This is a genomic window from Butyricimonas sp. Marseille-P3923 (genome assembly GCF_900184685.1).
GTDB lineage: Bacteria > Bacteroidota > Bacteroidia > Bacteroidales > Marinifilaceae > Butyricimonas > Butyricimonas muris.
In genome coordinates this window covers 238825-263525 of record NZ_FXXL01000007.1, presented here as the reverse complement: position 1 = coordinate 263525, position 24701 = coordinate 238825, and the positions used below count along the sequence as shown (strand labels likewise).

Genomic DNA, 24701 nt, shown 5'->3' with positions numbered 1-24701 from the left:
ATCATGATGCTATGAACAAAATAAAATACTATATCATTCTGGCAACCATCACTTTGTTTACCTTGAACGGTTGTGGAAACTGGTTAGACGTTTCTCCTGAAAATCAGGTAACGGACGAGAAATTATTTGATGATTATTCAGGCTTTCGTAATGCATTGAACGGAATATATCAGGAACTTTCTCAACAAGGTCTATACGGGCGGGAACTATCGTGGGGATTGATAAGCGTACTCGCACAGGATTACAATGCCGACAGGTTGAATAAAGCTTACCCGGAAGTCGCAACTTACAACTACGATCTGGCAGATACCAAAAAAATGATTGACAATCTATGGATACAGATGTATAATACCATCGCGAACTGTAACAAATTAATTGAAGAGATTCAAAAAAAGGACGGAACATTCTTCCCGTTGGGAAAAGTAGAAAAAGACTTAATCGAGGGAGAAGCCCTTGCCTTGCGCGCATTCATTCACTTCGATTTATTACGTTTATTTGCCCCGTCCCCAAAAGTGAATGCAACCGGTACGTATTTACCTTATTTCACGACTTACCCGTCAAAATATGAACCGAAACAAAAAACATCCGATTTCTTGCAACTCGTGATCGGTGATTTGTCGAAAGCCAAAGATCTGGTAGCCCACTTTGATTCTACCCATGTAACAGAAACCGGTTTGTATTCCGCTACATGGAGATACACCCCGCAAAGTATAAATTTAGGTCGTTTCTTCAATTCCCGCGGTATCCGACTAAATTACATAGCCATTCACGGTTTGCTCGCCCGGGTATACATGTATGCCGGAGATGAAACGAATGCCGAAAAAGAAGCTCGTTTCGTTCTGGAACATTTTGTAGCATCAGAAGGTGGTGAAGATGCGTTACGTTTTGCCTCAACAAGTGAATTAACTTCCGGTAAAGGATTGCATACCAAGTATAAATCGGAAATTATGTTTGCCTTGTATGATGACAAATTAACGGACTTATACGACGAATTTAAAACCACGAACAACACACGTTTCGCACTAAAGGCATGGACGGACTTCTTCACGGAAGACGGGGACGATTCGAGAAAGAATCTGGGTGAATATAATTATGAAACAGGATTGTATAACTTATTAAAGTGGCAATCTTTCGACACGGAAGTTCCCGATGTCACACCGAATTTTAACCTGATTCCGGTATTGCGTCTATCTGAAATGTATTATATCATCAGCGAATGTCGCTATAATACCAGCGATGCGACGAACGCCCAAATATACTTGCAAAAAGTCAGGGACGCATACCAAGCTGACAACCGGACAGTTGACATGAATCGTTACCAGAAGGAATTAACGCTGGAAATGAAAAAGGAATATTTGACGGAAGGTCAACTGTTTTTCTTTTACAAACGCTTGAACATAGCCATCGAGAATGGCGGAGAAACCGTAAACGTGGGAAACAAATTTGTACTTCCCATCCCGGAAAAAGAAGATGTATTCTAAACGATAAAGGAGAACAACTATGAAAAAAATATTACTATTCGGTTTATTAGCAGGATTATTGAACGCTTGCAGTAAAGAAAATATCCCTTTATATGACTCACAACATTACGTGCAATTCGTGAATGATTACACGGACTCGATGGAGATATCGTTCTTCTTCTACGGTTCGGCACAACAAATAGAGATACCACTACCCGTAAAACTCGTGGGTATGCCCTTAACCGAGGCAAAAGAAATAGTATTAAAAGCAAACAGCCAATACACGACGGCTTCATCCTCTCAATTCGCACTGCCAGACAAAGCTTTGTTTAAGGCCGGACAAACAATGGACACGCTTTACATCACGTTAAAACGGGAAGGCTTGAATCAAAAAGTACGGCTGGTTGTCGATATCGCTGACGGTACGGAAATACTTAGCGGACAGAGCCTGTATTCCCGACAAATTATATGGTTCAGCACGGAGATATCCCGTCCGGCATGGTGGGACAGTGACGTGGAAGACGTTTTCTTGGGAAAATATTCCATACCTAAATTCCAGAAATTAATTGATGTCACGGGAACCGGTGACTGGGAAAACAAAAACTATGACGAACGTAGAGCCCTTGCCTTGCAATTCAAACGGGAATTATTACGGTTACGTTATGCCGGAACGCCTTATCCGGACGAAGAATTGGGATTAGACGATATGTCCACAGATATCCCCGTGTTAGGTTATTAATCATCACATGAAAAGAAAGAATATTATGAGAAAATTAATGATATTATTTTTGGCATGGTTCATCTGCGGATTAAGCGCATGCGTGGACGACGACGGGAATTACAATTATTTGCCTCAAGATTTAGTGACAATAGAATTACCGGGAAGCTCAAACTCCGGCTCCTCCTGTATCGAGGGAACGGAATTTGTTCTCGAACCCAAAATTACTTGGAAGAATCCGGAAGATGAAGCCCACTTCACTTACACCTGGCTCGTTGACAAGGACACCATTTCACATGACAAGGTGTTGAAATATGTTTTCCCGGAGATCAAAGACTTTTACGTGTCATTATACCTGACAGACGAGAGGACAAATATTTCCTATAAAAACAGCGGAATGTTTATCCTCCGCGTGGAAACTCGTTATAAAACCGGATTCATGGTACTTTATAAAGAAAGTAGCGGAACGTCCCGTCTTGGATTCATAAAAGTACCCGGTAACGGTGAAACACCGGATGGATTTGAATACTGGAACGAAAAAGAATTGTACAAACAATTCCACGAGGGAGAAGACCTGGGAAGCAACCCGGTGAGATTAATTCAACATTTCTCTTCAAGTTACAGTGCGGATGATCAGGTTCTCGTTATTCAACGCGGTGGACAAGGTCCTTTAGAACTGGATGGAGTAACCCTAAAGAAAGTTATACTGACAGAACATGAATTTGTAAATGAAAAAGTTCCCGAGATATTCGAACCCGTGGATGTTTGCTACAACGAGAGAATAAACCTGTTGTTAAACAGCGACGGGAGCCTGTACAATCGCATGATTACCGTTTCGAATGCTTTTCAATCCAATGCTTATAGCAATATACCTATGAATATAGACGTGGATAACGGTGTCAGCGGTGGCAATATCACACTATTGGCACAACCGGCAAATTCCTCGATGACAAACACGATTTTAGCGTATGACGCCACACCGGAACACAAACGTTTCATTCTGGTTTCCATGGCAGGAAACAACCGTGCGGGAATGGCTGTCGTATCCTCAAGTACGGGGGAATGGCCGGAAAATTATGTACCACTGGACAATCTGGGTGATTACAATCTGGTATACGCCTGTCCTTGTAAAGACGACTTGATGACCAGTTGGAACGACTCCTATTTTTACTTCATCTTAAAAGATGCAAACGGGAAACACTGGATACAATCTTGCTACATGCCGTCTTCATCTATCGGGAAATTACAAATTAACCCCGTTAGTGACATATTGAAAGAATTACCTAAAGGAGATCAGATCACCTCTAAAACAAAATTCTTATGCCACCGCTCCGGTGATTATCTGTTCTTCACAGGGGGCATAAATAACGATATACTCTATTGTTATCAAGTGAACACGAACAAAACAACCGTATTCTTCAACGCGGGAGCCACGATCACGGCTTTAAGTTTCAATGAAGGATACACGATGTTCGGTTATACCGGAATTGCTATCGGAACCGCAAACGGGAAAGTTCATTTTGTCGATGCTTCCAGAAATTCCATTATATCAGAGGGCAACCCGACTATATACAAGGAATTTGAAGGATATGGCGAAGTTGTCGATATTATCTACAAACACACGTCGGCCATGATGCAATACAATTAATTCACCTAAACATAAACACAACGAAGGGGTGACTATCATTTAGAAAGTCACCCCCATTTCTATTTATCTTGTAAATAGCACTAAACAAGATACCTGTTATCCGTTTCTCCCGCCTGAATGGGGTACACCAGCACAAAGCCGTTCATCTGGAAATACTTGCTCAAGTAATTCGGGATACGATTCATACTCGCGTGGTAAGAAATCCGATCTCTCCGGCTCATGATCACCCACAACATATCATTCTCTCTCGTTTCACGGAAAATAATCAAGAAATCGTCCCAATCGTCGAAAACGGTAAATTCCGCTTCAATCGGACGCTTTTTATAGATATCCTTCAAATATCCCAAAGTCGTTTCCGTCCCGTAAAATATAGCCTTACCTCCCGTGTTCTGAATAATATTCCAGACCTTGTTTACCCACATGGAAAAACCGACCTCTTTCTCCGCCTGTTCCGGGACAACAATCAAATGCCGTTTCACCGTGGCAATAGGCTGCATCGGACGATACACCAAAGTATTCACGTTACTCTGCCCTAATATTCCCTCGGTCATATTACCCAAAAATGAAGAAGTCGCTCTTTTTCCTTGGTGCAATCCCAACACGAGATCCGTGATCCCTTGTTCCTTTATCACGCTGATAATAGCGTTTACCACATTCAAATCGTAGCGTAACAAATCATTTAACCTGTTGTCCGTCGCGGATGCCGTCGTCACTGCCATATTCAGCACTTTCTTTGCCTGTTTGAAAGCAGCCTCATCCGACACTTTATTATTAATGACGTTCAAAGCAAATAACCCGTCCTTATTCTTTTTCGATTTAATCGCCGTACTCAAATTTACCAGTTCCGTCACATTTCTTTCGTATGACACAGGTATCAAAATACGCTCTTTATGTTCCTCCATCTCCCCGTTGTCCTCCGGTTCCTCTGCCATCGCTATATTGTGCGCCCCCTTTTGTGCGGCAAAAGAAGCCATCGTACAAGTAACCAAAATCATCAGAATCGTACCGTTCAACACGCTTTCGTTCAACAGCCGAATCGGCTCTCCCGCGGGTGTTTCTCCCAAGATCACGTTATATCCCACCATAACGGCAGCCAAAGTTGCCGCTGCCTGCGCATTACTCAACCCGAAAATCACCCGGCGTTGATCCAGTGACAAGCGAAAAGTCTTTTGTGTCAACCATGCAGCCGCGTATTTAGCAACCGTGGCAACCACAATCATAACGACTCCAACCTTTATTGTTTCTATATTCGTGAAGAAAGCCCGGTAATCAATCAACATCCCCACCCCCAACAGGAAAAAAGGAATAAAAATAGCATTCCCGACGAACTCCACCCGGTTCATCAAAGGAGAAGTCGAGGGTATCAACCGATTGAGAGCCATTCCGGCAAGGAACGCCCCGATAATGGATTCCAGTCCTGCCAGCTCCGCCAGATAAGCACCGAGGAATACCATAACCAACACAAATATATACTGTGAAATATTATCGTCACATCGTTTGAAAAACCAACGTCCGACCAAAGGAAACACGATCATCACGAAAGCGAAGAAAATAATAATTGCCGCCCCCAGCCGATACCAGAACCAATCATCCATATCCCCCACCGCCATCTCGACAATAACCGTCAACACCAACAGCGACAAGGTATCCGTGATCATGGTTCCCCCCACGGTAATCCCCACGGACTTATCTTTCGTGATACCTAATTTGCTGATAATCGGGTAAGCGATCAACGTGTGCGACGCAAACATACTCGCCAGCAAAACGGATGTCAACATCGAAAAATTCAACACGTAAAGTCCCACCAATGTCCCCAATGCCATGGGAATTAAAAAGGTGTACATACCGAAAGTCAGACTCTTCCATTTGTTCTTCTTGAAATCGCCCAAATCAATCTCCAGTCCCGCCAGAAACATAATATACAGCAATCCAGCAGTCCCGGAAAGAATGATACTACTATCTCTCAATACCAGATTGAACCCGTTAGGACCAATCACGGCTCCCGCGATAATCAATCCCAACAAATGGGGAATCCTCAATTTATTCAGCAACAACGGGGCTGCCAATATAATAATCAGAATCAACAAAAACTTTAATACCGGATCGGTCAACGGTAAAGTAATATTAGCAAGTATTATTGGTATCATATACATTCTTTATAATCACATATTCCCGTATTCCAACATCTGTGCCAAGAAATCCGTCGGATACGTTATTTCCACATCCGTGATGTTTCCTTCTTTTTCTACTAATTTATATTCAGGATTCACGAAACCGGCATACGGGGCAACATTCAACTTTCGGTAACGTTCCAAAACTTCTTGATGCAAAACGGGATCAATCCGCACACCATACCCCTCGATCAAATTCCGGGCTCCCTCGAAATCCCCTTCCGACTTCACCCGCTGAATCTCTGCCAGTAACTTACCGAATAGTTGACGTAACGCATCATAATCCCGAATGGTGAAATAAGTCTTACCGTCACGTACCACCCGTTCAATCACGTTTGACGCTTTCCCTTTTTCATACACCCAAGACGCTATCAATTGACGGTTGCGCATGTGCGACTCTTCCAGATTATTTCCTAACTTCACTCGTGTAAGTTGCACCATCAAGCCATTGCGTATATAATTGCAATACTCGCTTTTAGCCACATCCAAAGACGGGATAACCCCCAGTTCGACCAACTTCGGGTCCATGACATAATAGAGCGCGAACAAATCAGCCCTCGTTTCCTCTATCGTGGAATAATAATTCTTCAAAGCCTCTTGTCCCACCCCGGGCAACATTTTGCCGGAACCATGTCCCAAGCATTCATGCAAATCCGTGTGCACGTTTCCACCCAGATAACCGTATTTCCGCACCAACTCCTTCTCCTCTTCCGAATAGGCGAACTCGTCCAGCACGCCGGAAGTCAACGAGGTTTGATTGTACGCGTACGTGATATTATCCAAAGTCACGGATTTACTCCCGTAGCGCTCCCGTATCCACTCGGCATTCGGGAGATTGATCCCGATAGGAGTTGCCGGATGACAATCCCCGCCCAACATGGCAGCCTGTACCACACGGGCAATAATCCCCACGACCTCGCTCTTTTTAAAACGTTCGTCTATCGGGGCATTCCGTTCGAACCACAAGGCATTATCCGCCAACTTACGAGTGCGTTTGCAAGCCTCTTCATCCATAATCTGTACCACAGACTCCCAACTTGCCTTGTACGCCAGAGGATCACCGTACACCTCGATAAAACCGTTTATAAAATCAACGGGGGCAGCACTTTCTTTCACCCACTCGATCGAATACCGGTCAAAAAGTGCAAGGTCGCCCGTCCGATAATATTGTACCAACAAATCTATAATTTCCTTCTGATGCTCGTTACAAGCGTATTCAGCCGCTTTCTCCAAGTTTTCCACAACACGGGTAAGTTCTTTACTATACTTTCCCCCGACATACCACACCTCTTCCCGTAACCGCCCCTGTTCGTCACGCACAAGCGTGGAATTTAATCCCCAAGAAATCAATTCATTCTGTTTCTTTTTCTCCCGATAAAATTCCTCTACCTCCTTTTGCGTCACTCCCTCGTAATAATTATTCGCGGAAGCCTGCACGAGATCTTTTCCATCGTCAAGCACCACCCGTTTAGCCATATAGTCCGGATCAAAAATCACTCTCTCCAATTCCCCGTACATTTCCTCTTCTCCAACCGCCAACAGAAGCGATTTAAAGTATTCCGGGGTAAACTCCGGGATAAATTTCTCCATCGAATAATGATGATGAATCCCGTTAGCAAAAAACACTTTCTTGGCATACACCAGAAAATGCTGAAATTCCTGTGCTTCCAGATCTCCTTTATAATCCCGCAGGATTTTTTCCAACACCTTCCGCAAGCGAAGATTATACCTGTTATTCTGGTCCCAGAGGATGTCCCTTCCCGCCAATGCCGCACGACTCAAGTAATAAACAAACAATTTCTCCTTCAACGTCAAACTGTCGAACACGGGAACATCATAACGCAATATCTTTATATCATCAAATTGCTCCAAAAAATACTTCTTCTCATCCATTTCTACTCTGTTTTAGATTCTTCATGCCCGGCAACTTTAAACGAATCATATATTCGCCGGACAACACCCCGGGCAATATCGTCACCTTTTTTATTACTTGAAACCAACTGGTAAAGTTTCAGTCCGTCGGCATAAATCGTGATATTAAATTCATATTCCGTACCCCCTTTCACGAATGTTCCCTGCATGACAATACCAATCATGTCCCCCATCTGTGCATACGCCTTATCATTCTTAAAATCAAATACTCCGCGCTGATTCTTTGCATCATTCAAAGCCCCCTCGGCCGCTCCTTCCAAATCAGCTTTTCCGACTTCCGGGACATATTCCGAAAACATGAACGTTAAATCCACCCCGTAACCCGAATACGAATACACATCCATCTCTTTGATTAAGGCTTGTATTTCCTCCGGCAACCGGTTACGGAGCATTGCACCGGCTGATTTCATTGCTTTCGGGGTTGTCAGTGAAACCCCACCGGCATAACTTCCCGTGTACCATTGTTGTTCCAACACCGGAACATCCGAACCCCCGAATTGTGCCTTATATGTTTTGGTAAACTCACCTACCAGCAAACCGATAAACAACACCATCAGCAAAGCCCCTATTGCCCCGGCTATAATCCCCTTCTTGTTTTTCTTTCCCGCGGGTTTTGACAAATCGCCTTTCTTCACCTGCTCTTCCGTCAAACATACCTCCCGTTGAAAATCCTCAAACGTTTTTTCCGGGTGACGGACTTTCCAATCTTTAAAGTTATCCTCCAGTTTCCGGTTACACAAGCCGCAAACCACCATGTATTCCGATTTCACCTCGTTAAGATGATTGCAATGTTTACATTTCAAATAGTACATAACTTACTGATTCTGATTAAACCGTTCTAATATCTGTTTTGATGCTTTAACGGAGCGTTTATACCAAGTGAACAACACCCGTTCCCGCTCCTCTTCCGACAGATGCCAGTCGATATCCGTCTGTCGCAACCGTTGCACGACACTATACATCAATAAAGCCGCGCATACACTTACATTATAACTTTCCGTGAAACCGTACATGGGCACTTTCACAAATTCATCCGCTCTCGCCAATACCTCGTCCGACAATCCGGTCAACTCCGTTCCCATGAAAAAAGCCATTTTCCCCGCTTGCAAATCCAACTGATCTATGTATGTATCCCGCTCGTGCGGAGTCGTTGCAATAATCCGATACCCTTGCGCACGCAGCGTTTCGATTGCCTCTATCGTGTTATTCTCTTTCTGCCTGTGCCGATGTATCGTCAACCAATCGGAAGCTCCCATAGAGATTTCCGAATTATCGTGAAAACTGTTCTCCCCCTCGATAATATGCACGTTCTGAATCCCGAAACAATCACAAGAACGCAAGACTGCACTGCAATTGTGTTCTTGGTATAAATCCTCCAGCACCATCGTGACATAACTCGTCCGCTCGTTCACCAATCTTGTAAATAAATCATTTTTATAGTCCGTCACGAACTCGCTCAAATACTCTACTTGTTCTCTAATCGAATGCATATAAACAGTTTATAAAGTTACAAAGTTCATAAAGTTTATAAGGTAAAAGTACAAAATTTCATGAATAATACGAACTTTATGAACCTTAAGAACTTCATAAACTTTACAAACACAAAAAAAGGGTGTCTTTCAACACCCTCTTTTTATCTTCAAAATGGTAATTATAGTTGGCCTTCCAATTCAGCACCAGGTCTAAATTTCACCACTTTCTTTGCCGGTATCTGGATAGTCTTTCCCGTTTGTGGGTTTCTTCCGCTTCTTGCACTTCTCTCAGAGATAGAGAAAGAACCGAAACCTACTAATGCTACTTTATCCCCACTTTTCAAAGATTCACCAACAGTAGCAACAAAAGCCTCTAATGCTTTTTTAGAATCTGCTTTAGTCAAACCAGCTTTTTCAGCAATTGCGTCAATTAATTGAGCCTTATTCATAATCAATAGTTTTAGGATTAGAACTAATAAATTTTCTTATATGTCGACAAATGTAGGTATTTTCTCGATTAAAGCAAATTTTTTACGAAAAAAACAAATCAAATTAATACTCGTACAGCCGCTAAGTCGCAAAATCACCCTTTTCTTTTAACAAATGACCTCGGCACACCCTTCCCCGTCCATCGCGGCGGAAACAATCCCTCCGGCATATCCCGCTCCCTCACCACACGGATACAATCCCTTTATTTGGGGATGCTCCATACCTTCCGCCTCCCGCGGAATCCTTAAAGGTGAAGACGTCCGACTCTCCACGCCTAACAGAACAGCCTCTTCCGTGATAAAACCTCTCGCCTTCTTCCCGAATTGCTCCAATCCCGTACAAAGTCGACGGTACACCACTTCCGGCAACCACTCCCCGAACAACGTGGCACGTACTCCCGGTTTATAAGATGTCTTCGGCAAATTCTCGCTCAAATGCCCCCGTAGAAAATGAGTCAATCGTTGTGCCGGAGCGTATAAATTTCGTCCGCCTTCTTCCCATGCCATTCGTTCCAAATCCTCTTGGAACTCCATTCCGGCAAACAAACCGTTATAATTCATCCCGACCAATTCCGCCTCCCCGATAGAGGTCACCATGGCAGAATTTGCCCATGCCGTGTTCCGTCTCGAAGCCGACATACCATTTACCACCTGTTGACCGGGTCCCGTGCAAGCGGGTACAACCACACCTCCCGGACACATACAAAAGGAATAAACACCCCGACCGTCCACGTTTGTCACGAAACTATACTCCGCGGCAGGCAAGAAATCCCCTCTCCCTCGCGGATTATGATATTGAATCCGGTCAATCAAAGCCTGCGGGTGTTCCAGCCGTAATCCTACTGCAAACTCTTTCGGCTGCATCAACACGTCACGGGCATGCAGCATCCGATACACGTCACGGGCAGAATGTCCCGTCGCCAAAATCACATGCTCCACCCTAATCTCCTGATTACCAACGACAACACCCCTCACCCGATTTTCCTCTATAATAATATCCGTCACCCGGCTGTTAAACCGTACTTCTCCCCCGTATTGCTCTATCGTTTTACGGATATTGACAATCACCCGCGGCAACTTGTCCGTACCGATGTGCGGGTGCGCGTCTATCAATATACTCTCGGAAGCCCCATGATATACCAGAATTTCCAGAATACGATTTACATTTCCCCGCTTTTTGGAACGTGTAAACAATTTCCCGTCCGAAAAAGTCCCGGCTCCGCCTTCGCCGAAACCGTAATTCGAATCCTCATCGGCAAGCCCGGTTTTATACAGACTGTTCAAATCCAACTTCCGATCTTCCACACGTTTACCTCTCTCCAGCACAATCGGTCGTTTCCCCCGCTCGATCAGCCTCAACGCCGCGAACAATCCCGCCGGACCTGCCCCCACGACTACCACCGTTTCCGCTTGTGATACATCTTTGTACAACGGAACAAATTCCCTCTCTTTCTGTTCTATCCGGTCTATATGCACTCCCACTTTCAACTGTATCACAACTTGACGTTGCCGTGCATCAATAGACTTACGAAGAATCTCTATATGTTTGATTCTCTCGCTATCCACGTGCAATCTTTTCGCTAACAAATCATCGACGATTTCTTTATCATGCGCCTCTTCCGGTGTTATTCTTAATTCTATCTCTTTATACATAGTCTTATGTGGCTTCGCCACGTTGCAGGTTACAAGTTACAGGTTACAAGTTGTAAGTTACAAAATCCAAAAGTAAGAAAAATTTCAAGCCCTACCCATTTTTCACATTTCCAAATTTCCAAATTCATCAATTAACACCTACCTTCGCACAACAGATTTTTAAATAAATGTACTTATGAGCAAGATAGCATTAATCACAGGAGCAACTTCCGGTATCGGAAAAGCAACAGCCATTAAATTAGCTGAAATCGGGTATGACATCATCATCACCGGACGTCGGGGTGACCGTTTAACCGCTTTTGAAAACGAATTAAAAGCTAAAGGAACCCGTGTACTGGCACTTCAATTTGACGTCCGCAATCAACAAGAAGTTCACGATGCCATTTCCGGTCTGCCGGATACGTGGAAAAATATAGATGTACTCTTGAACAATGCCGGACTTGCCGTGGGTACTTCTCCTATTCAAGACGGTATTCTGGATGATTGGGAACGCATGATCGACACGAACGTGAAAGGCTTACTCTACATCACGCGCAAAGTCGCCCCCTTGATGATTAAAAATAATAAAGGACACATTGTAAATATAGCCTCTGTCGCCGGTAAAGAAGTATATCCCGGCGGAAACGTTTATTGCGCCACCAAACACGCCGTAGACGCCCTTTCCAAAGCCATGCGGATTGACATGCTGAAACACAACATCAAAGTAACCAACATCGCCCCCGGCATGGTAGAAACCGAATTCTCCGTTGTTCGTTACAAGGGTGACCAACAAGCTGCCGATAATGTTTACAAAGGGATCATCCCGCTCACGGGAGAAGACATCGCCGACACCATCGTCTTTGCCGTCACCCGTCCCGCGCATATTTGCCTGAACGACATCCAAATCATGCCTACCGCCCAAGCAAGTTCCAGAGATGTGAATAGACAATAATGGAGTCAAAAGTTCATAAGGTTTATAAAGTTCATAAGGTTCATTGACCCTGCGGGCGCTTTGTTGATGACAGCAAAGCTGTCAATGAATGCTGTCCAAAGGACACCCGTAACTTTATGAACCTTATAAACTTTATGAACTTTACAAACCTTACTTTTCTCCATCCACCACCACAAAACTCTGTCGTAGCGTATTCCCCTTGGCATCCACTAAATGCAGAACATGCCGTCCCGGCGCAACATTCACCTCTAATTGGTGATGATAACGGGTTGTTCCCAAAAATTGATTGTCAATATGCCAATAAACCACTGTCGACGGCTCCCGGTGAGCCATTTCAAATACAACCCCTCTCACGATACCCCCTAAATCTTTAGGAATAAACACTCTTAATCCCCGTTGAGGATAAATCATTTCCATCACGTCATCCTGTCCCCGTTGGCAATCCGCACGATAAGGCGGCAATTTCTTGTAATCCGCATGCGTGCGGGCATAATACCACTCCTGCACGGGCGATAACACGAACCAAGGCTCTATCTTCATCCGATTGACGGACTCGCATTCCGAATCGACGCGATACTTCCCCGCCAAATCCAAATTTACCAAACGATGATAAGGACAAACGGCTGTCTTCTCTCCCGCACGGGCTATCCACACGGTATCCGTTTCCGGGCAGATATCGGAAGCCCGATAGCCACTCTTCCGGCACACGGTCATTTCCACCATTTCTTCCCTCGGCATATAAAAACGTTCATCCGTTCGCAACAGGGATGCCACTTCAAACAATATCGGTGCGGCAGCTCTCACCCCGATCAGTCCGGGACGCCCTTCGCCGTCCGCGTTACCAACCCACACCCCGACCACGTACTCCGGGTTCACCCCGACCGCCCAAGCATCCCGAAAACCGAAACTCGTTCCCGTCTTCCAAGACAAATTCATTGAAGATGCAAAATTCTTCCACCCCGACTCTAAATCCGGTCGTTCCACGTCCTGTAACGCCTTGAGAGTAAGCCAAACCGCCGAAGCCGTTACCACATTTTGCCTAATAACCGTACTATCTGTCACCTCGTCCCCCCATACCCGCAAACGCCTAAATTCGTGGTCAAAACCAGCCCCGTCACATTCCGAATAATGCCTCAGAATAGAAGCCATCCCCCCGTACATATTACACAAATCCCACAACTTACATTCCGCCCCGCCCAAAATAAGGCTCAACCCGTAATTCTCGGCCTTACGATCCAAGGTGGTTATTCCCATCTTTTTCAAATCATCATAAAAATGCTCCACCCCGTACTCCCGCAGCAAACGAACGAACGGAATATTCAAAGACATGGACAATGCTTTCCCCGCGGGTACAATCCCTTGAAAATCTTTATTAAAATTAGAGGGGGTATAACTCCCAAAACGGGAAGGCACATCCGACACGATTGTCCCCGGCAGGATGTAACCGGATTGCTGCATCAAAGCATACAACGCCGGTTTCAAAATACTACCGGAACTTCGGTTAGAAGTAATAATATCCACTTGATTGCCCCCGTTTTCCCTCACTTTCGGACTATTCCCCACGTATGCCCGCACTTCCCCGGTCGGGATATGTGCCACCAACACGGCAGCGTTATAAATATGATTATGCCTCAATACCTCTATATGCCTCGCCACGATCTCGTTCACCCTAGCCTGCAATCGCGAGTCTATAAAAGTAGAACTGATCTGTCCTCTCCTTTGCCCGTAAGCCTTCGCCAACAAATGCGGGGTTATACACTCCGGGCTGTACACCTGGTCGGGCAAAGGTTCCGCTATGGCAACCGTCAGATCATCTTCACCGAAATACCCCGTTTCGTGAAGCTCCCGCAATAACTTATCCCTTTTCGCCTTCAGTTCCGGCATATTCTTCCCCGGATACATTAACGCGGGAGCATTCGGCAATACCGCCAAAAGAGCCGCTTCCGCCCAACTCAATTCATCCGGTTGACGATTGAAATACTTGAGTGCCGCCGTCTGTATCCCCACGATATTCCCCCCGAAAGGGGCATAATCGGCGTACATATTCAAAATCTCCCATTTATTGTAACTTTGTTCCAACCGAAGCGCGAGGAACATTTCCAGAATCTTCTCCGGAATCGTTCTAGGCGGGTTCTCTCTGGAAAGGCGTACCACCTGCATCGTCAAAGTACTCCCCCCGCTTACCACCGAACCGCTTCGCACGTTCAGCCATAAGGCACGTGCCACCGCCAAAGGGTCAACCCCCTCGTGCGTAAAAAATCGTTTATCCTCAAAACAAAGTAAGGCTGCCACGTACTTTCCCGACAGACGCCCCCGACCGGATACCCGAAACTGCCCGTCCCCGGCAACAGTCATTCCCATGATCTCACCCTCACGGTCAAGAATCACGGTTGAATAAGGAACCCGAAATAAAGGGGCGGGCAAGAAATACCACCATCCCAAGACAAAAGCGAGTAACACGCTCCCCCCGATGCACCTTCGGAGCATCGGTCTTCGCATCTTATCCCGCCCGATATGCATACGCGATTATATTACAAGGTATACTCTCCGATATGGAAGCCTCGCAAAAACTCTTCCGTTCCCATCCGCTTCTTACCGGATAACTGCAATTCTTTCACCCGGATAATTCCCCCGTTCACGAGGATATCCAAACTCTTTTTCCCGTCAGACACCAATACAACTTCCTTACCATGCTTTTCCGGAATCCGTTCGGCTACAAATATCTTCAACGAGATACATTCTCCCGTAGTCTTGTGTTTCAATTCCGTCCACGCGGTCGGGAACGGCGACAACCCGCGGATATGGTTATATATCGTATCCAGCTCCCGCTGCCAATCTATCTTCATATCCTCCTTAAAAATCTTGGGAGCATGTTTCGGCTCACGTCCCGACAACAACCCAATCTGATCCTGCAAAGGATACTCCCCCTCTGCCATAGCCTCCACGGTCTTTACCAACAAATCCGCCCCGACAGTCATCAATTGATCATGCAACTCTCCGGCAGTCATGGTATCGCTGATATCCACCCGCTGTTGAAAAATCAGATTTCCCGTATCTATCTCGTGTTTCAAAAGAAAAGTAGTCACCCCGCTATATTTCTCCCCGTTTATCACCGCCCAATTGATCGGTGCAGCCCCACGGTAATCAGGTAACAAAGAAGCATGTAAATTAACCGTACCCAAGGGCGGCATATTCCAAACCACTTCCGGCAACATCTTGAACGCCACCACCAACTGCAAATCCGCTTCAAATGCTTTTAACTCCGCCAGAAATCGCTCGTCACGGAAACGTTCCGGTTGCAACACGGGCAATCCCCGCTCCACGGCAAATTTCTTCACCGCGGACTCCTGCAACTTTTGCCCTCTCCCCGCAGGCTTATCCGGATTCGTCACGACAGCCACGATATTTTGTCCTGCCTCCAATAACTTCTGCAAAGGATACACCGCAAAATCCGGCGTTCCCATGTACACGATTCTCAATTTACGCATCCTTTTTCTTTTTTTTAAAGAATCCGACAATCTTCTTGATAAAATTCATGTAAGACTCACTGCTCATTATAGCCGAATCGGTCATCGCCGTGTAGGTCAATATAGCCCCCAACGGCAAAAGAATCACGGAAGAAATCCACATTCCCTGCCACGGCTCCAATGCTCCCTCGCGTGCCGCACGCTCTCCCATCATCCATATAATGTAATACATGATAAACAAGAATATCGACACAACCACGGGTGCCCCCAAACCTCCTTTTCGGATAATACCTCCCAAAGGCGCACCGATAAAGAAGAAGATAAAACAAGCGAACGAAAGCGTGAACTTCCGGTGCCACTCGATATTGTACCTGCGGATACTCGCCTCATCCCTAGAATTTACCTGCAAATCCCATCTATGCTTTTCCTGCGCACTCTTGGCAAACTTCAAAGCTGCATCCACGGCACTCTTCTGCTCCTGTATGTCAAAATTCTGATACAAACTATCCAAATCCCTCACTTCCCCTCTCGTTTCCTCCACGAACACACTATCCCGTTGTGGATTCCGTTCTTTCTTTATCAGATAATTATCACTCAACATACCTTTGATTGTTCCTTTTTTCTGTCCGCTCAATCGTTTCTGCAAAGAATCAACGGCATTCTCCAACTGAACAATATTCAACATCCCGTAACTATCCTTGAACAAATCATCATCCGAACGTTGCAATTGATTATCAGCCAACGGGATCACGAAAAACTGTTTATCGAATTTCACCCTCCGGAAAGGATATGTATCCTTATTCCCCGACTTTCCGCCCTCATCCGTGTAAGTAAAACCGTTATACAACTGCACTTCCATAAACAGTCCGGACTTATCGGCTTCCATTATCCCGGAATCGGCTATCGTCGTTTCAAAGTTTCCCCTTCTGGTGTTTTTCGGGTGACTGTAAATCAGCATGTCATACATCATCCCCGTCTTCTTGTCTATCTTATCCACCTTAATACTATACCCCTCGATATCATTAATAAACACCCCTTCCTTCAACGACAATTCCGGTTTCTGTTTCTTGATATCATAAAGCAAGGTACTGGCTTTCAAATTCGCGTAAGGAAGTACGTTATTGGAAAAGAAGAAAGCCGCAATCGTGAACAGGATAATTAAAAAAATCAACGGTTGCATGATCCGGTATAAAGAAATACCCGCCGCCTTCAATGCCGTCAACTCGTAATTCTCTCCCAGACTCCCGAAAGTCATGATAGAGGCCAAAAGCACCGCCAGAGGCAATCCCATCGGAACCAAGGTCAAAGCCACATAAGACAACAAATGTATAATCACGTCACCATCCAATCCTTTCCCCACGAGATCGTCAATGTATCGCCACAAAAATTGCATAATCAAGACGAACATACTAATAAAAAACGTCGCCACGAAAGGACCTACAAAGCTTTTCAGCATATACAGGTGTAGTTTCTTCATCTTTAGCACCTTATATTATTTTTTCTATTTTTATATCTAACTCTTCACGAATGAATTTACAAAGATAGGAAAAAGTTTATAAGGTTTATAAAGTTCGTAAAGTTTATAAGGTCAATAATTCAATTGACAGCTTTACTGTCATAAACAAAGCACCCGCAGGGTCTATGAACTTTATAAACCTTATAAACTTTCAACCCGATGTGCGAAGCACGTCATCCCCCCACCGTCCGATGAAGCATCTCGACTTGTTTATTCCACAACTCGATTTCGTCCGCTTCCTCGTCATCATCTACAAAGTCCGTGATAATCAGAGCAACCTCTTCCGTTAAAGGTTCCACGTGCAGAGAAAATTCGAAAAACTCCTCTTCATCGTCCGCGTCCAGCCACTTGAAACGCACGAATGAATTCTTCTTCATATCCACAAGCTCGGCTTGCTCATCAACACCATCCCACACGAATGTGAAGATATTTCCGGCATGTTTCACATCATCGGAAAACCACTCCGCTAACCCCGGTGCGGTACTTAGACGAGAGAACAATATACTTACCGATGATGAGAAAATGTACTCTAAATCGATTCTTTTCCTCATACTTCATTCTATTTGTTCGACAATATATGAAAGTTTTACGGAATATGCAAAAAAATGCTACGTTCCGCCCGTCTTTTTTATCAAGAATCATAGATTGTCCCTACAAATCTGCATGTTACAACTATTTTATTTTCACACCAGAGAATCCCCGGCAAATCCCTTTTGAATAGCTTCCGAAAATTGTTTTTTCCATGCCTCGTTCCTACTCTCGTGGACACGCGAAAAACGAATAATGATATCCCCGACAGACATCGAGTGCAGGTCAAAAGCCGGGTAATAAAAATAATCTTCCTCTTCTTTCGCCTCCACCAACAAATGCAAATCCACCAATTCTTGAAGCACCAGACGCAACTTTCCCGTGTTAATTTTCAATTCCTTGTTAATCATCCCCAGACTGGGACCGCCGTCACCGTTAATATACACCCGTGCCACGTACTTCATGATTTTTAAAGCACATTCCAGCGTTTCCATCCACGCCTCGTCACCCAGCAACTCATTCCTGTACATGAAATGGCGATTGCGAAAAATATAGCACAACTCCGTCCCCCACAACACGACACTCCAACTTAACTGCAACCACACCAACAACAACGGCAACGCTGCCAAACTACCATAAATCGCGTTATAAGAACTCACCCCTATCTGGAAACGGATATAAAACCATTGTATCACTTGATACACTGTCCCCGCAATCATCGCCGCCACAAAAGCATGCTTGAACTTGACCGGGGTAGCCGGCATAAACATATACAGGAAAATAAACAACATCCACACCAACAGATAAGGCAACAACTTGATAAACATTGTCAACACGGAACTGATCAAAGGAAAATTATCCTGCCAATAAGAAGAGGTCAGGAAAACATTCACACTACTGATCAAGATCATCAGAATAGGAGCAATAAAAATAATCGAGAAATAATCCGTGAACATCCGCCTTAAATTGCGTCCCTTACGTACTCCCCAGATCCGGTTCATTGTCAACTCCGTACTATTCAGCACCCGGATAACCGCCCAAAGCAAAATGACAATTCCCACACCGGTCACCACTCCGCCTTTCGCGTTCTGTATAGCCCCGTTCACGTATCCCAACAACTGTTGCGCGAACTCCTGATTATCCCCCAAACGTTTCAAAAACTCATCTTCAAGCGATTTATTCGCCCCGAAACCGGTTGCGATAGCGAACGCCAACGCCATCAAAGGTATAAATGCCAACACGGAATAAAACGTAAGAGCCGAAGCCGAAATCGTACACGCATCCTTTACAAAACGATTGAGCGAAACGACAAGGATAGACAAGGATTTTTGTAAAAACTCCGTGATAATAAAACGGTTCCCGTAATCCCGGCGCAATACCATATAATGATAATCCAAATCCAATAAACAATCCGTACGGCGGGCAAACTCTTGCCGATACCGCCGGAATAAGTCCATAACCTTATGTTCCTTGAATACATTCATAATCTCACATTCAAACCCCAAAGATACAAAAAAGGCTTGTTTAACACAAGCCTTTTAGTTTATAAGGTTCTAACCCCTACCGTCCGATCAACTCCCGAACTTGTTTCTTTACCATTTCCGGGTCGGGATTCACGGGGAATACCAAATGGGGCTTCTGTTGCACGGGCTTGAATTCCTTCCTGTAACGCCCGATACCACCACCCGTGATATTCAGCATAATCACGGCATCTTCCTCAACCCGCTGTTCCTTTACCGCTTGCATCAAAGTAGCCGTAGCTACCCCGGCGGCAGGTTCTATATCAATACCTTCCAGTTTCTCGAACAACTCCTGCGCCTTCATGGCTTCCTCGTTCGTTGCCAACATCACGTCCCCCCCCGTCGCTTTCAACGCATCGTAAAGTCCTCCGGTCAAAGAATAAGGCGGTTTACGGTTTGACAACACCTTGGCACACATCTCCTTCACTTCCTCGCGCGCCGTATTCTCGTCCAGTTCCACCAATGCTCTGGAATTTGCTTTCCACGAATCATATATCAACGTGAAAGGAATATTCTGAGAAACAATTAATTTCATCAAATTCGAGCCGTAGCGTCCGTCTGCGATAAAACGCTTGTTAGCTTCCCACGCGGCAATAGCACCCGTTCCGCTTCCCACGGCTTGGAAATAGTAATCCGGGATACGACCAATCTCCTGCACAGCCGACAACACCGTCGTTCCCATCCCGTCACGACGGGCCACGTTCTTGGCTCCTCCCTCCGGAAAAAAATACTCCATCTCACAAATAATATTGGAAAGATGTATCGCATCAAAATAATCACACCCGGCTCCCGCGCAAACCAACTTCACGCAATCATTCCAAGGCTCATCAGCCCAGATTGCATTTAAATTATCTTCCGGTATACACAACAACAACGGAATCCCATTCTCAGAGCATACTCTACCGAAAGCCCTCGCCGTGTTTCCGGCAGAAGCAACTACCATGATCTTATCGCTGTTCCTGTTAATACGGGCACACACGGCATACGCCTCGCATTCCTTAAACGAACCCGTCTTCATCAAAGCACCCCGCTCCGGCCAATAACCGTTGAACGTGATGTACAAATTCGACAATCCCAAATATTCCGCCAGCCCCTCGCTCTTGTAAGTCACGGGCGCACCCGAACCTTCCAGCGTCCGGCAAATCGGTAACCAATTAGCATACTTGTATATACCGGGCAAATCATTTCTCACTTCAAATTGACGATTCGCGTAATTAGCAAAAATCAACGCCGCACCATCTTTATGGGGGCAGTCCAACTCCCATTGCCCGTCCTCGAAAGATGTTCCACAGCACGATGATTCTAAATGATAACGTGTCATATCTTCACTCCTTGAATTGTACATTTCTTCAGTACAAAAGTAAAGCATTCCGAACACCCGCGATAGGGTATAAATACCACTTTTTATTTTAGATTTAAGATTTTAAATTCTCCACGTATTCCGGCACCGTCAACCGAAATATATCCCGCTCCGTCACGCGGCTGCCGAAAAAATTCTTGTACCGTTCGGCTTCCGCCTCCACGCTGGAACTATGGGGATAAAGCACCACTTGAATTTCAGCATCCGGGCGAATCATCCGGGCTAACAACTGCCGGATCTCGAAATCGGCAGAAGGCAACGAGTAGCCGATAAACACGATACGCTTCGCCTCCGACAGTTCTATCGCCGCATTCTGCCATACCAGCTTGATTTGTATATTACTCAAATTCTTCAAATAGGTCGGCAACAAAAGATTACTCTGCAATTTAATCGAACTGATATCCGGCATCCCGTAATTCTTCCGGCAATGCCGGCAATACGCCGCCTTCATAATAGCAATCTCCTCCCCGAAACGCACGTACATACGCTGGCACAAAGGACATTGGAACCAATTCATAGAACCATGCAACTTCAATAACTTGATATTATACCCGCCGTATCCCACGGCAAGCAATCCCGGTTTAATCGTGTCGTCGTTCGCGTCCCACGAACTCACGTAACAACAGTAATCCACCACGCTCAACTTCTCCGGGCGCGTATTCTCGATCGCCCGCTTCAAAGCATGATCGAACAACACGTCCCAATTCGTGGTAATCACCGACACCCGGTCTTCCCCGTCCTCCATGCGACGTCGGGCAATCCCGTTGATATACTCCGCAAACTCGTCGACATAATCACTGCACGCTTCGTTTTTCTTGAAACTATAATTTACCGCGGCACCCATCAGCGCGTTAAACTCCTCCCGCAACTCCACAAGCGCCCGGGAACTGTAACGCCCGATAGAAAGTCCGTCCCAGATACAGCGGTCGATAGGCGTGAACACGTCCTCCAGTTGCACCTTACAATAATGATCCTTGTAAATATGTAACTCCTCCTTCAAAAAACCGATAAAACTATCTCTCGCCCGAATCAACCGTTCATCATCCCGCGTAAAATTCTCGTCGAGAATAGTATCAATGATCTCACTCTGAACCAGACCACCTGCCTCTTTCGAAAACCCCGAACCCAAAAAATAAACCGTTTTATTCATATGATCGCATTCTAGTTAGCCTACACAAAAATAACATTTATTCCGTGTATCTTTATGACATTCCGGTTAAATTCACAACTCAAAACTCTATTCCCACCTTCAAGGATATCCCGTCATGATAAAACCTCTCTTTAAATTCAGCCGTGACATACCAACAACTCCCCCACGTTCTTGCGCGGAGAATAAGGCACGGGCTTCGCGTACCCTATCCTGAGAATCAGCGTCGGATACTCCCTGTTTATCGGAAGCAAATCCCGCATTTCCGCGGCTAAAGCATACACTTCACACGGCTGGTTCAGATACGCACAAGCGACACCCGCTTCTGTCGTTTTCAGCAAAAAACGCTGTAACGTTCGTCCCAAACCTATCCACTCCATGAACGTGTTGCTCCGGGTAGTAAACAGAATCAAATGAGAGGACGATTTTATTTTCTCCCCGTCTGTCTTATTCTGCACCGCCGCCTTCAAAAAACAACGGACTATCGGCTTCGCCATCATCCTTGGCAGAGGCGGATTACCGAAGACCTTGTAACTCAATCCGTCGTTAGTCCCGTTAATCTGTTTCGCGTTAAAACGCATCCAAGAAAGCAACTCTCTTTTAAACGCCTTGTCATTCATCTGTACCTCATTACCTTTAATAATATACCCTGTCAAGCTATCGGCAAATGCAGAACCGACAGGCGTCGAATACAACCGGATATTATCCTCCACGGGAAGCGATTCAAACAATCCAAGCACCTCTCCCGACAACTTTCTGCCGTCATAAATACTCCGATTCGTTTGCCGTTTCTCTATCTGATAGAATAAATAATCCTTGGCGACATCTTCATCCTTCACGCACCGGATTTCTATTCCTTCCGGGTTACATCCGACGACACAAGCCTTGTAACCGAAATGACGGGCAGAGATTAGCAGATTTTCCAACGCGCATCCCAAACTGATAAACAATTCCCTGTTATCAGCATCGACCACAGGCAGGGCAACTTCAAACTTCGGCAAAATAACCATTCCGTCACCCGCGAGCGCAAACCTCCAAGGCTGTGTATTATGTCCCGACGGAGCCTTGGAAGCATATTCAATCATGCTCAGAAAATCAGCGTTCATCACCACCATTTTCAAAATACTTATCCACGAGTGCATCTATTCCTTGACCGATTTGCTCCCAACCGGAATCCTGATTAATGGCAATCCCGTTAAACACCGGGCAGAACTCCTCCAACATCACCAAGTAAGTAATGGAAGCCGTCAGCATCGACGCCATCACCTCTATTTCCTTACGCGGGTAATCGGTCAGTTCACACACCTTCTCTATCAAGTTCACCCCGATCTTTTCCCGCTGTTCCCTCAACTTCACGATCATATCATTACCCGAAGAGAGTTCCCAACGGTAAAGCCTCTTCAACGTGGGATTACTCCGCAATTGTTCGATTTGTCCCCGGAACATTTTTTTCAAGAATCCCGGCAATTGCTCCCGGTCAAGAACCTCGACAGGAAAATTTATCCAAAAATCATGCTGCCGTATATAGGCAGCCATAAGTCCGTCCACCGAACCGAAATAACGATATATCAATATCTTGGAAACACCGGATTGAGCGGCAACGGCATTAACGCCTATCTTCTCGAACCCGTTCTCGATAACCATCTTTTCAATCGTATCAAGCAAACGTCGTTCCGTCGCCTCCCGATCCCTCTCTCCAAAACTATTTTTTTCTTTCATACATCAATATGTTACCATTCGGAAACAAAAGTATGTTACTTATCGGAAACATACAAGCATATCGACAAATATTTTATTCGATCCCCCTAGATTCCCAAGGTAATCCCACCATACTCCTACCTCTACGGGGTTACAAGCTCCTTCTAAAACCCTTACAGCACTATTAACAAAAGGCGAAATAACGGAGTTCAATCCGGTTTGGAAGTAAGTTGAGGTAGGATTACCTTGGAATCACGCTAGGATATACCATTATAGATAGTCACCTAACTCGATCACCTGAACCTAAAAACATCTATTCGTTTGAAAATTCGGATATTGGAATATCCTTCAAGAAATCGCTCACTGAAATTTCAAAATAATCACAAATCGCTTTTAAGGTAGACACGGTAATATTAAATTTTGCAAGTTCTATCCGCCCGATATTAATATCTGTCGCAATTAAAAAGTCTGCCTGAGAGATACCATGCATCTCCCTCAGTTTCTTAACCCTTCGGGCTATCTCCTTCAACAATATATCATCCCTACGCTGTTTCATGCTCTAAAGAAAAGAACGTTTAAATAAAATTTCCCTTACGAATATGTCTTCGTTTACGAAATAAAATATATCTTTGTAGCGCAGTTTTCGTTAAATACCACACATCGAAAATAAATTTTCTTCTAAAAGCATTTAACGGGACTGTTTAAAACCGTGATTTAAAGGGAAAGCCGCAGTGATGTACCTTTCAACCAACCTTTATCTCGCAATAACGGGAACCTTGGGGGTGTTTCTTCTGACAAGTTGGCACCCTCATTTTTTTTATATACAATATCAAAGAATCCCCTTCCCGACCCTTAGTCCCCCCTTTCTCCCGACTAAGAACACAGCAACATCGTAGCAAGATGCCTACTGGTACATACTTTTACGACCATGCTGTGACTCTACTGTAATCATGAAGCCAATAAGGTGGAGAGAAGAGATAGACAAACAATAA

The 24701-nt window shown here is 45.1% G+C and carries 20 protein-coding genes; 4 read left to right on the top strand and 16 right to left on the bottom strand.

Annotation, left to right across the window (positions count from 1 at the left end; translation table 11 throughout):
• The first annotated feature begins 11 nt into the window (after positions 1-11).
• From CS948_RS12545 to CS948_RS12535, 3 genes are read left to right on the top strand one after another with little or no spacing between them, the layout of a single operon-like run.
• A complete protein-coding gene (locus CS948_RS12545) occupies positions 12-1481 on the top strand; it encodes a RagB/SusD family nutrient uptake outer membrane protein (RefSeq protein WP_099292070.1) in 1470 nt (489 codons plus the stop codon).
• A gap of 19 nt (positions 1482-1500) precedes the next feature.
• Positions 1501-2199 (top strand): DUF4843 domain-containing protein, encoded by a 699-nt coding sequence (locus tag CS948_RS12540; protein WP_099292069.1) that lies wholly within the window; start codon positions 1501-1503, stop codon positions 2197-2199.
• A gap of 25 nt (positions 2200-2224) precedes the next feature.
• Complete coding sequence (locus tag CS948_RS12535; protein WP_176555044.1) at positions 2225-3826, top strand: PKD-like family lipoprotein; 1602 nt, start codon at positions 2225-2227, stop codon at positions 3824-3826.
• Between the two features lie 80 nt (positions 3827-3906).
• On the opposite strand, the gene CS948_RS12530 is transcribed toward CS948_RS12535, so the two are convergent.
• The 6 genes from CS948_RS12530 to CS948_RS12505 form a co-directional block, all read right to left on the bottom strand.
• The gene (locus tag CS948_RS12530) at positions 3907-5973 is read right to left on the bottom strand and encodes a cation:proton antiporter (RefSeq protein ID WP_099294481.1); all 2067 of its coding nucleotides are present in this window, start codon (positions 5971-5973) and stop codon (positions 3907-3909) included.
• Positions 5974-5988: 15 nt separating this feature from the next.
• Complete coding sequence (locus CS948_RS12525) at positions 5989-7890, bottom strand: dihydrofolate reductase (protein WP_099292067.1); 1902 nt, start codon at positions 7888-7890, stop codon at positions 5989-5991.
• A gap of 2 nt (positions 7891-7892) precedes the next feature.
• The gene (locus tag CS948_RS12520) at positions 7893-8741 is read right to left on the bottom strand and encodes a hypothetical protein (protein ID WP_141560944.1); all 849 of its coding nucleotides are present in this window, start codon (positions 8739-8741) and stop codon (positions 7893-7895) included.
• A 3-nt stretch (positions 8742-8744) separates the two neighbouring features.
• A complete protein-coding gene (locus CS948_RS12515; RefSeq protein ID WP_099292065.1) occupies positions 8745-9419 on the bottom strand; it encodes an RNA methyltransferase in 675 nt (224 codons plus the stop codon).
• A gap of 161 nt (positions 9420-9580) precedes the next feature.
• Positions 9581-9850, bottom strand: coding sequence for an HU family DNA-binding protein (locus tag CS948_RS12510; protein ID WP_099292064.1), 270 nt, complete (start codon positions 9848-9850; stop codon positions 9581-9583).
• A gap of 147 nt (positions 9851-9997) precedes the next feature.
• On the bottom strand, positions 9998-11542 hold the full coding sequence (locus tag CS948_RS12505; RefSeq protein ID WP_099292063.1) for an NAD(P)/FAD-dependent oxidoreductase: 1545 nt from the start codon (positions 11540-11542) through the stop codon (positions 9998-10000).
• Positions 11543-11717: 175 nt separating this feature from the next.
• On the opposite strand from CS948_RS12505, the gene CS948_RS12500 reads away from it, so the two are divergent.
• Positions 11718-12473 (top strand): SDR family NAD(P)-dependent oxidoreductase, encoded by a 756-nt coding sequence (locus tag CS948_RS12500; RefSeq protein ID WP_099292062.1) that lies wholly within the window; start codon positions 11718-11720, stop codon positions 12471-12473.
• A 150-nt stretch (positions 12474-12623) separates the two neighbouring features.
• Here the strand turns inward: CS948_RS12500 and pbpC are convergent, their stop codons facing one another.
• The 10 genes from pbpC to CS948_RS12450 form a co-directional block, all read right to left on the bottom strand.
• The gene (pbpC, locus tag CS948_RS12495) at positions 12624-14993 is read right to left on the bottom strand and encodes a penicillin-binding protein 1C (RefSeq protein WP_255302004.1); all 2370 of its coding nucleotides are present in this window, start codon (positions 14991-14993) and stop codon (positions 12624-12626) included.
• An 11-nt stretch (positions 14994-15004) separates the two neighbouring features.
• Positions 15005-15961, bottom strand: a complete 957-nt coding sequence (gene fmt, locus CS948_RS12490) for a methionyl-tRNA formyltransferase (protein WP_099292061.1) — start codon at positions 15959-15961, stop codon at positions 15005-15007.
• A complete protein-coding gene (locus tag CS948_RS12485; protein ID WP_099292060.1) occupies positions 15954-17417 on the bottom strand; it encodes an LptF/LptG family permease in 1464 nt (487 codons plus the stop codon). The genes fmt and CS948_RS12485 overlap by 8 nt, the downstream gene beginning before the upstream one ends.
• 212 nt (positions 17418-17629) lie before the next feature.
• Positions 17630-18007: an START-like domain-containing protein gene (locus tag CS948_RS12480; protein WP_099292059.1), complete on the bottom strand. Its 378-nt coding sequence runs from the start codon at positions 18005-18007 to the stop codon at positions 17630-17632.
• A 132-nt stretch (positions 18008-18139) separates the two neighbouring features.
• The gene (locus tag CS948_RS12475) at positions 18140-19468 is read right to left on the bottom strand and encodes a YihY/virulence factor BrkB family protein (RefSeq protein WP_099292058.1); all 1329 of its coding nucleotides are present in this window, start codon (positions 19466-19468) and stop codon (positions 18140-18142) included.
• A 76-nt stretch (positions 19469-19544) separates the two neighbouring features.
• Entirely contained in the window at positions 19545-20825 is a 1281-nt protein-coding gene (locus CS948_RS12470) for a cysteate synthase (RefSeq protein WP_099294477.1), read from the bottom strand.
• Between the two features lie 94 nt (positions 20826-20919).
• Complete coding sequence (locus CS948_RS12465; RefSeq protein ID WP_099292057.1) at positions 20920-22014, bottom strand: hypothetical protein; 1095 nt, start codon at positions 22012-22014, stop codon at positions 20920-20922.
• 137 nt (positions 22015-22151) lie between these two features.
• Positions 22152-23117, bottom strand: a complete 966-nt coding sequence (locus CS948_RS12460) for a nitroreductase (protein ID WP_099294475.1) — start codon at positions 23115-23117, stop codon at positions 22152-22154.
• Complete coding sequence (locus CS948_RS12455; RefSeq protein WP_099292056.1) at positions 23107-23730, bottom strand: TetR/AcrR family transcriptional regulator; 624 nt, start codon at positions 23728-23730, stop codon at positions 23107-23109. The genes CS948_RS12460 and CS948_RS12455 overlap by 11 nt, the downstream gene beginning before the upstream one ends.
• Positions 23731-24022: 292 nt before the next feature.
• Positions 24023-24265 (bottom strand): helix-turn-helix domain-containing protein, encoded by a 243-nt coding sequence (locus CS948_RS12450; protein ID WP_099292055.1) that lies wholly within the window; start codon positions 24263-24265, stop codon positions 24023-24025.
• Positions 24266-24701 lie beyond the last annotated feature (436 nt).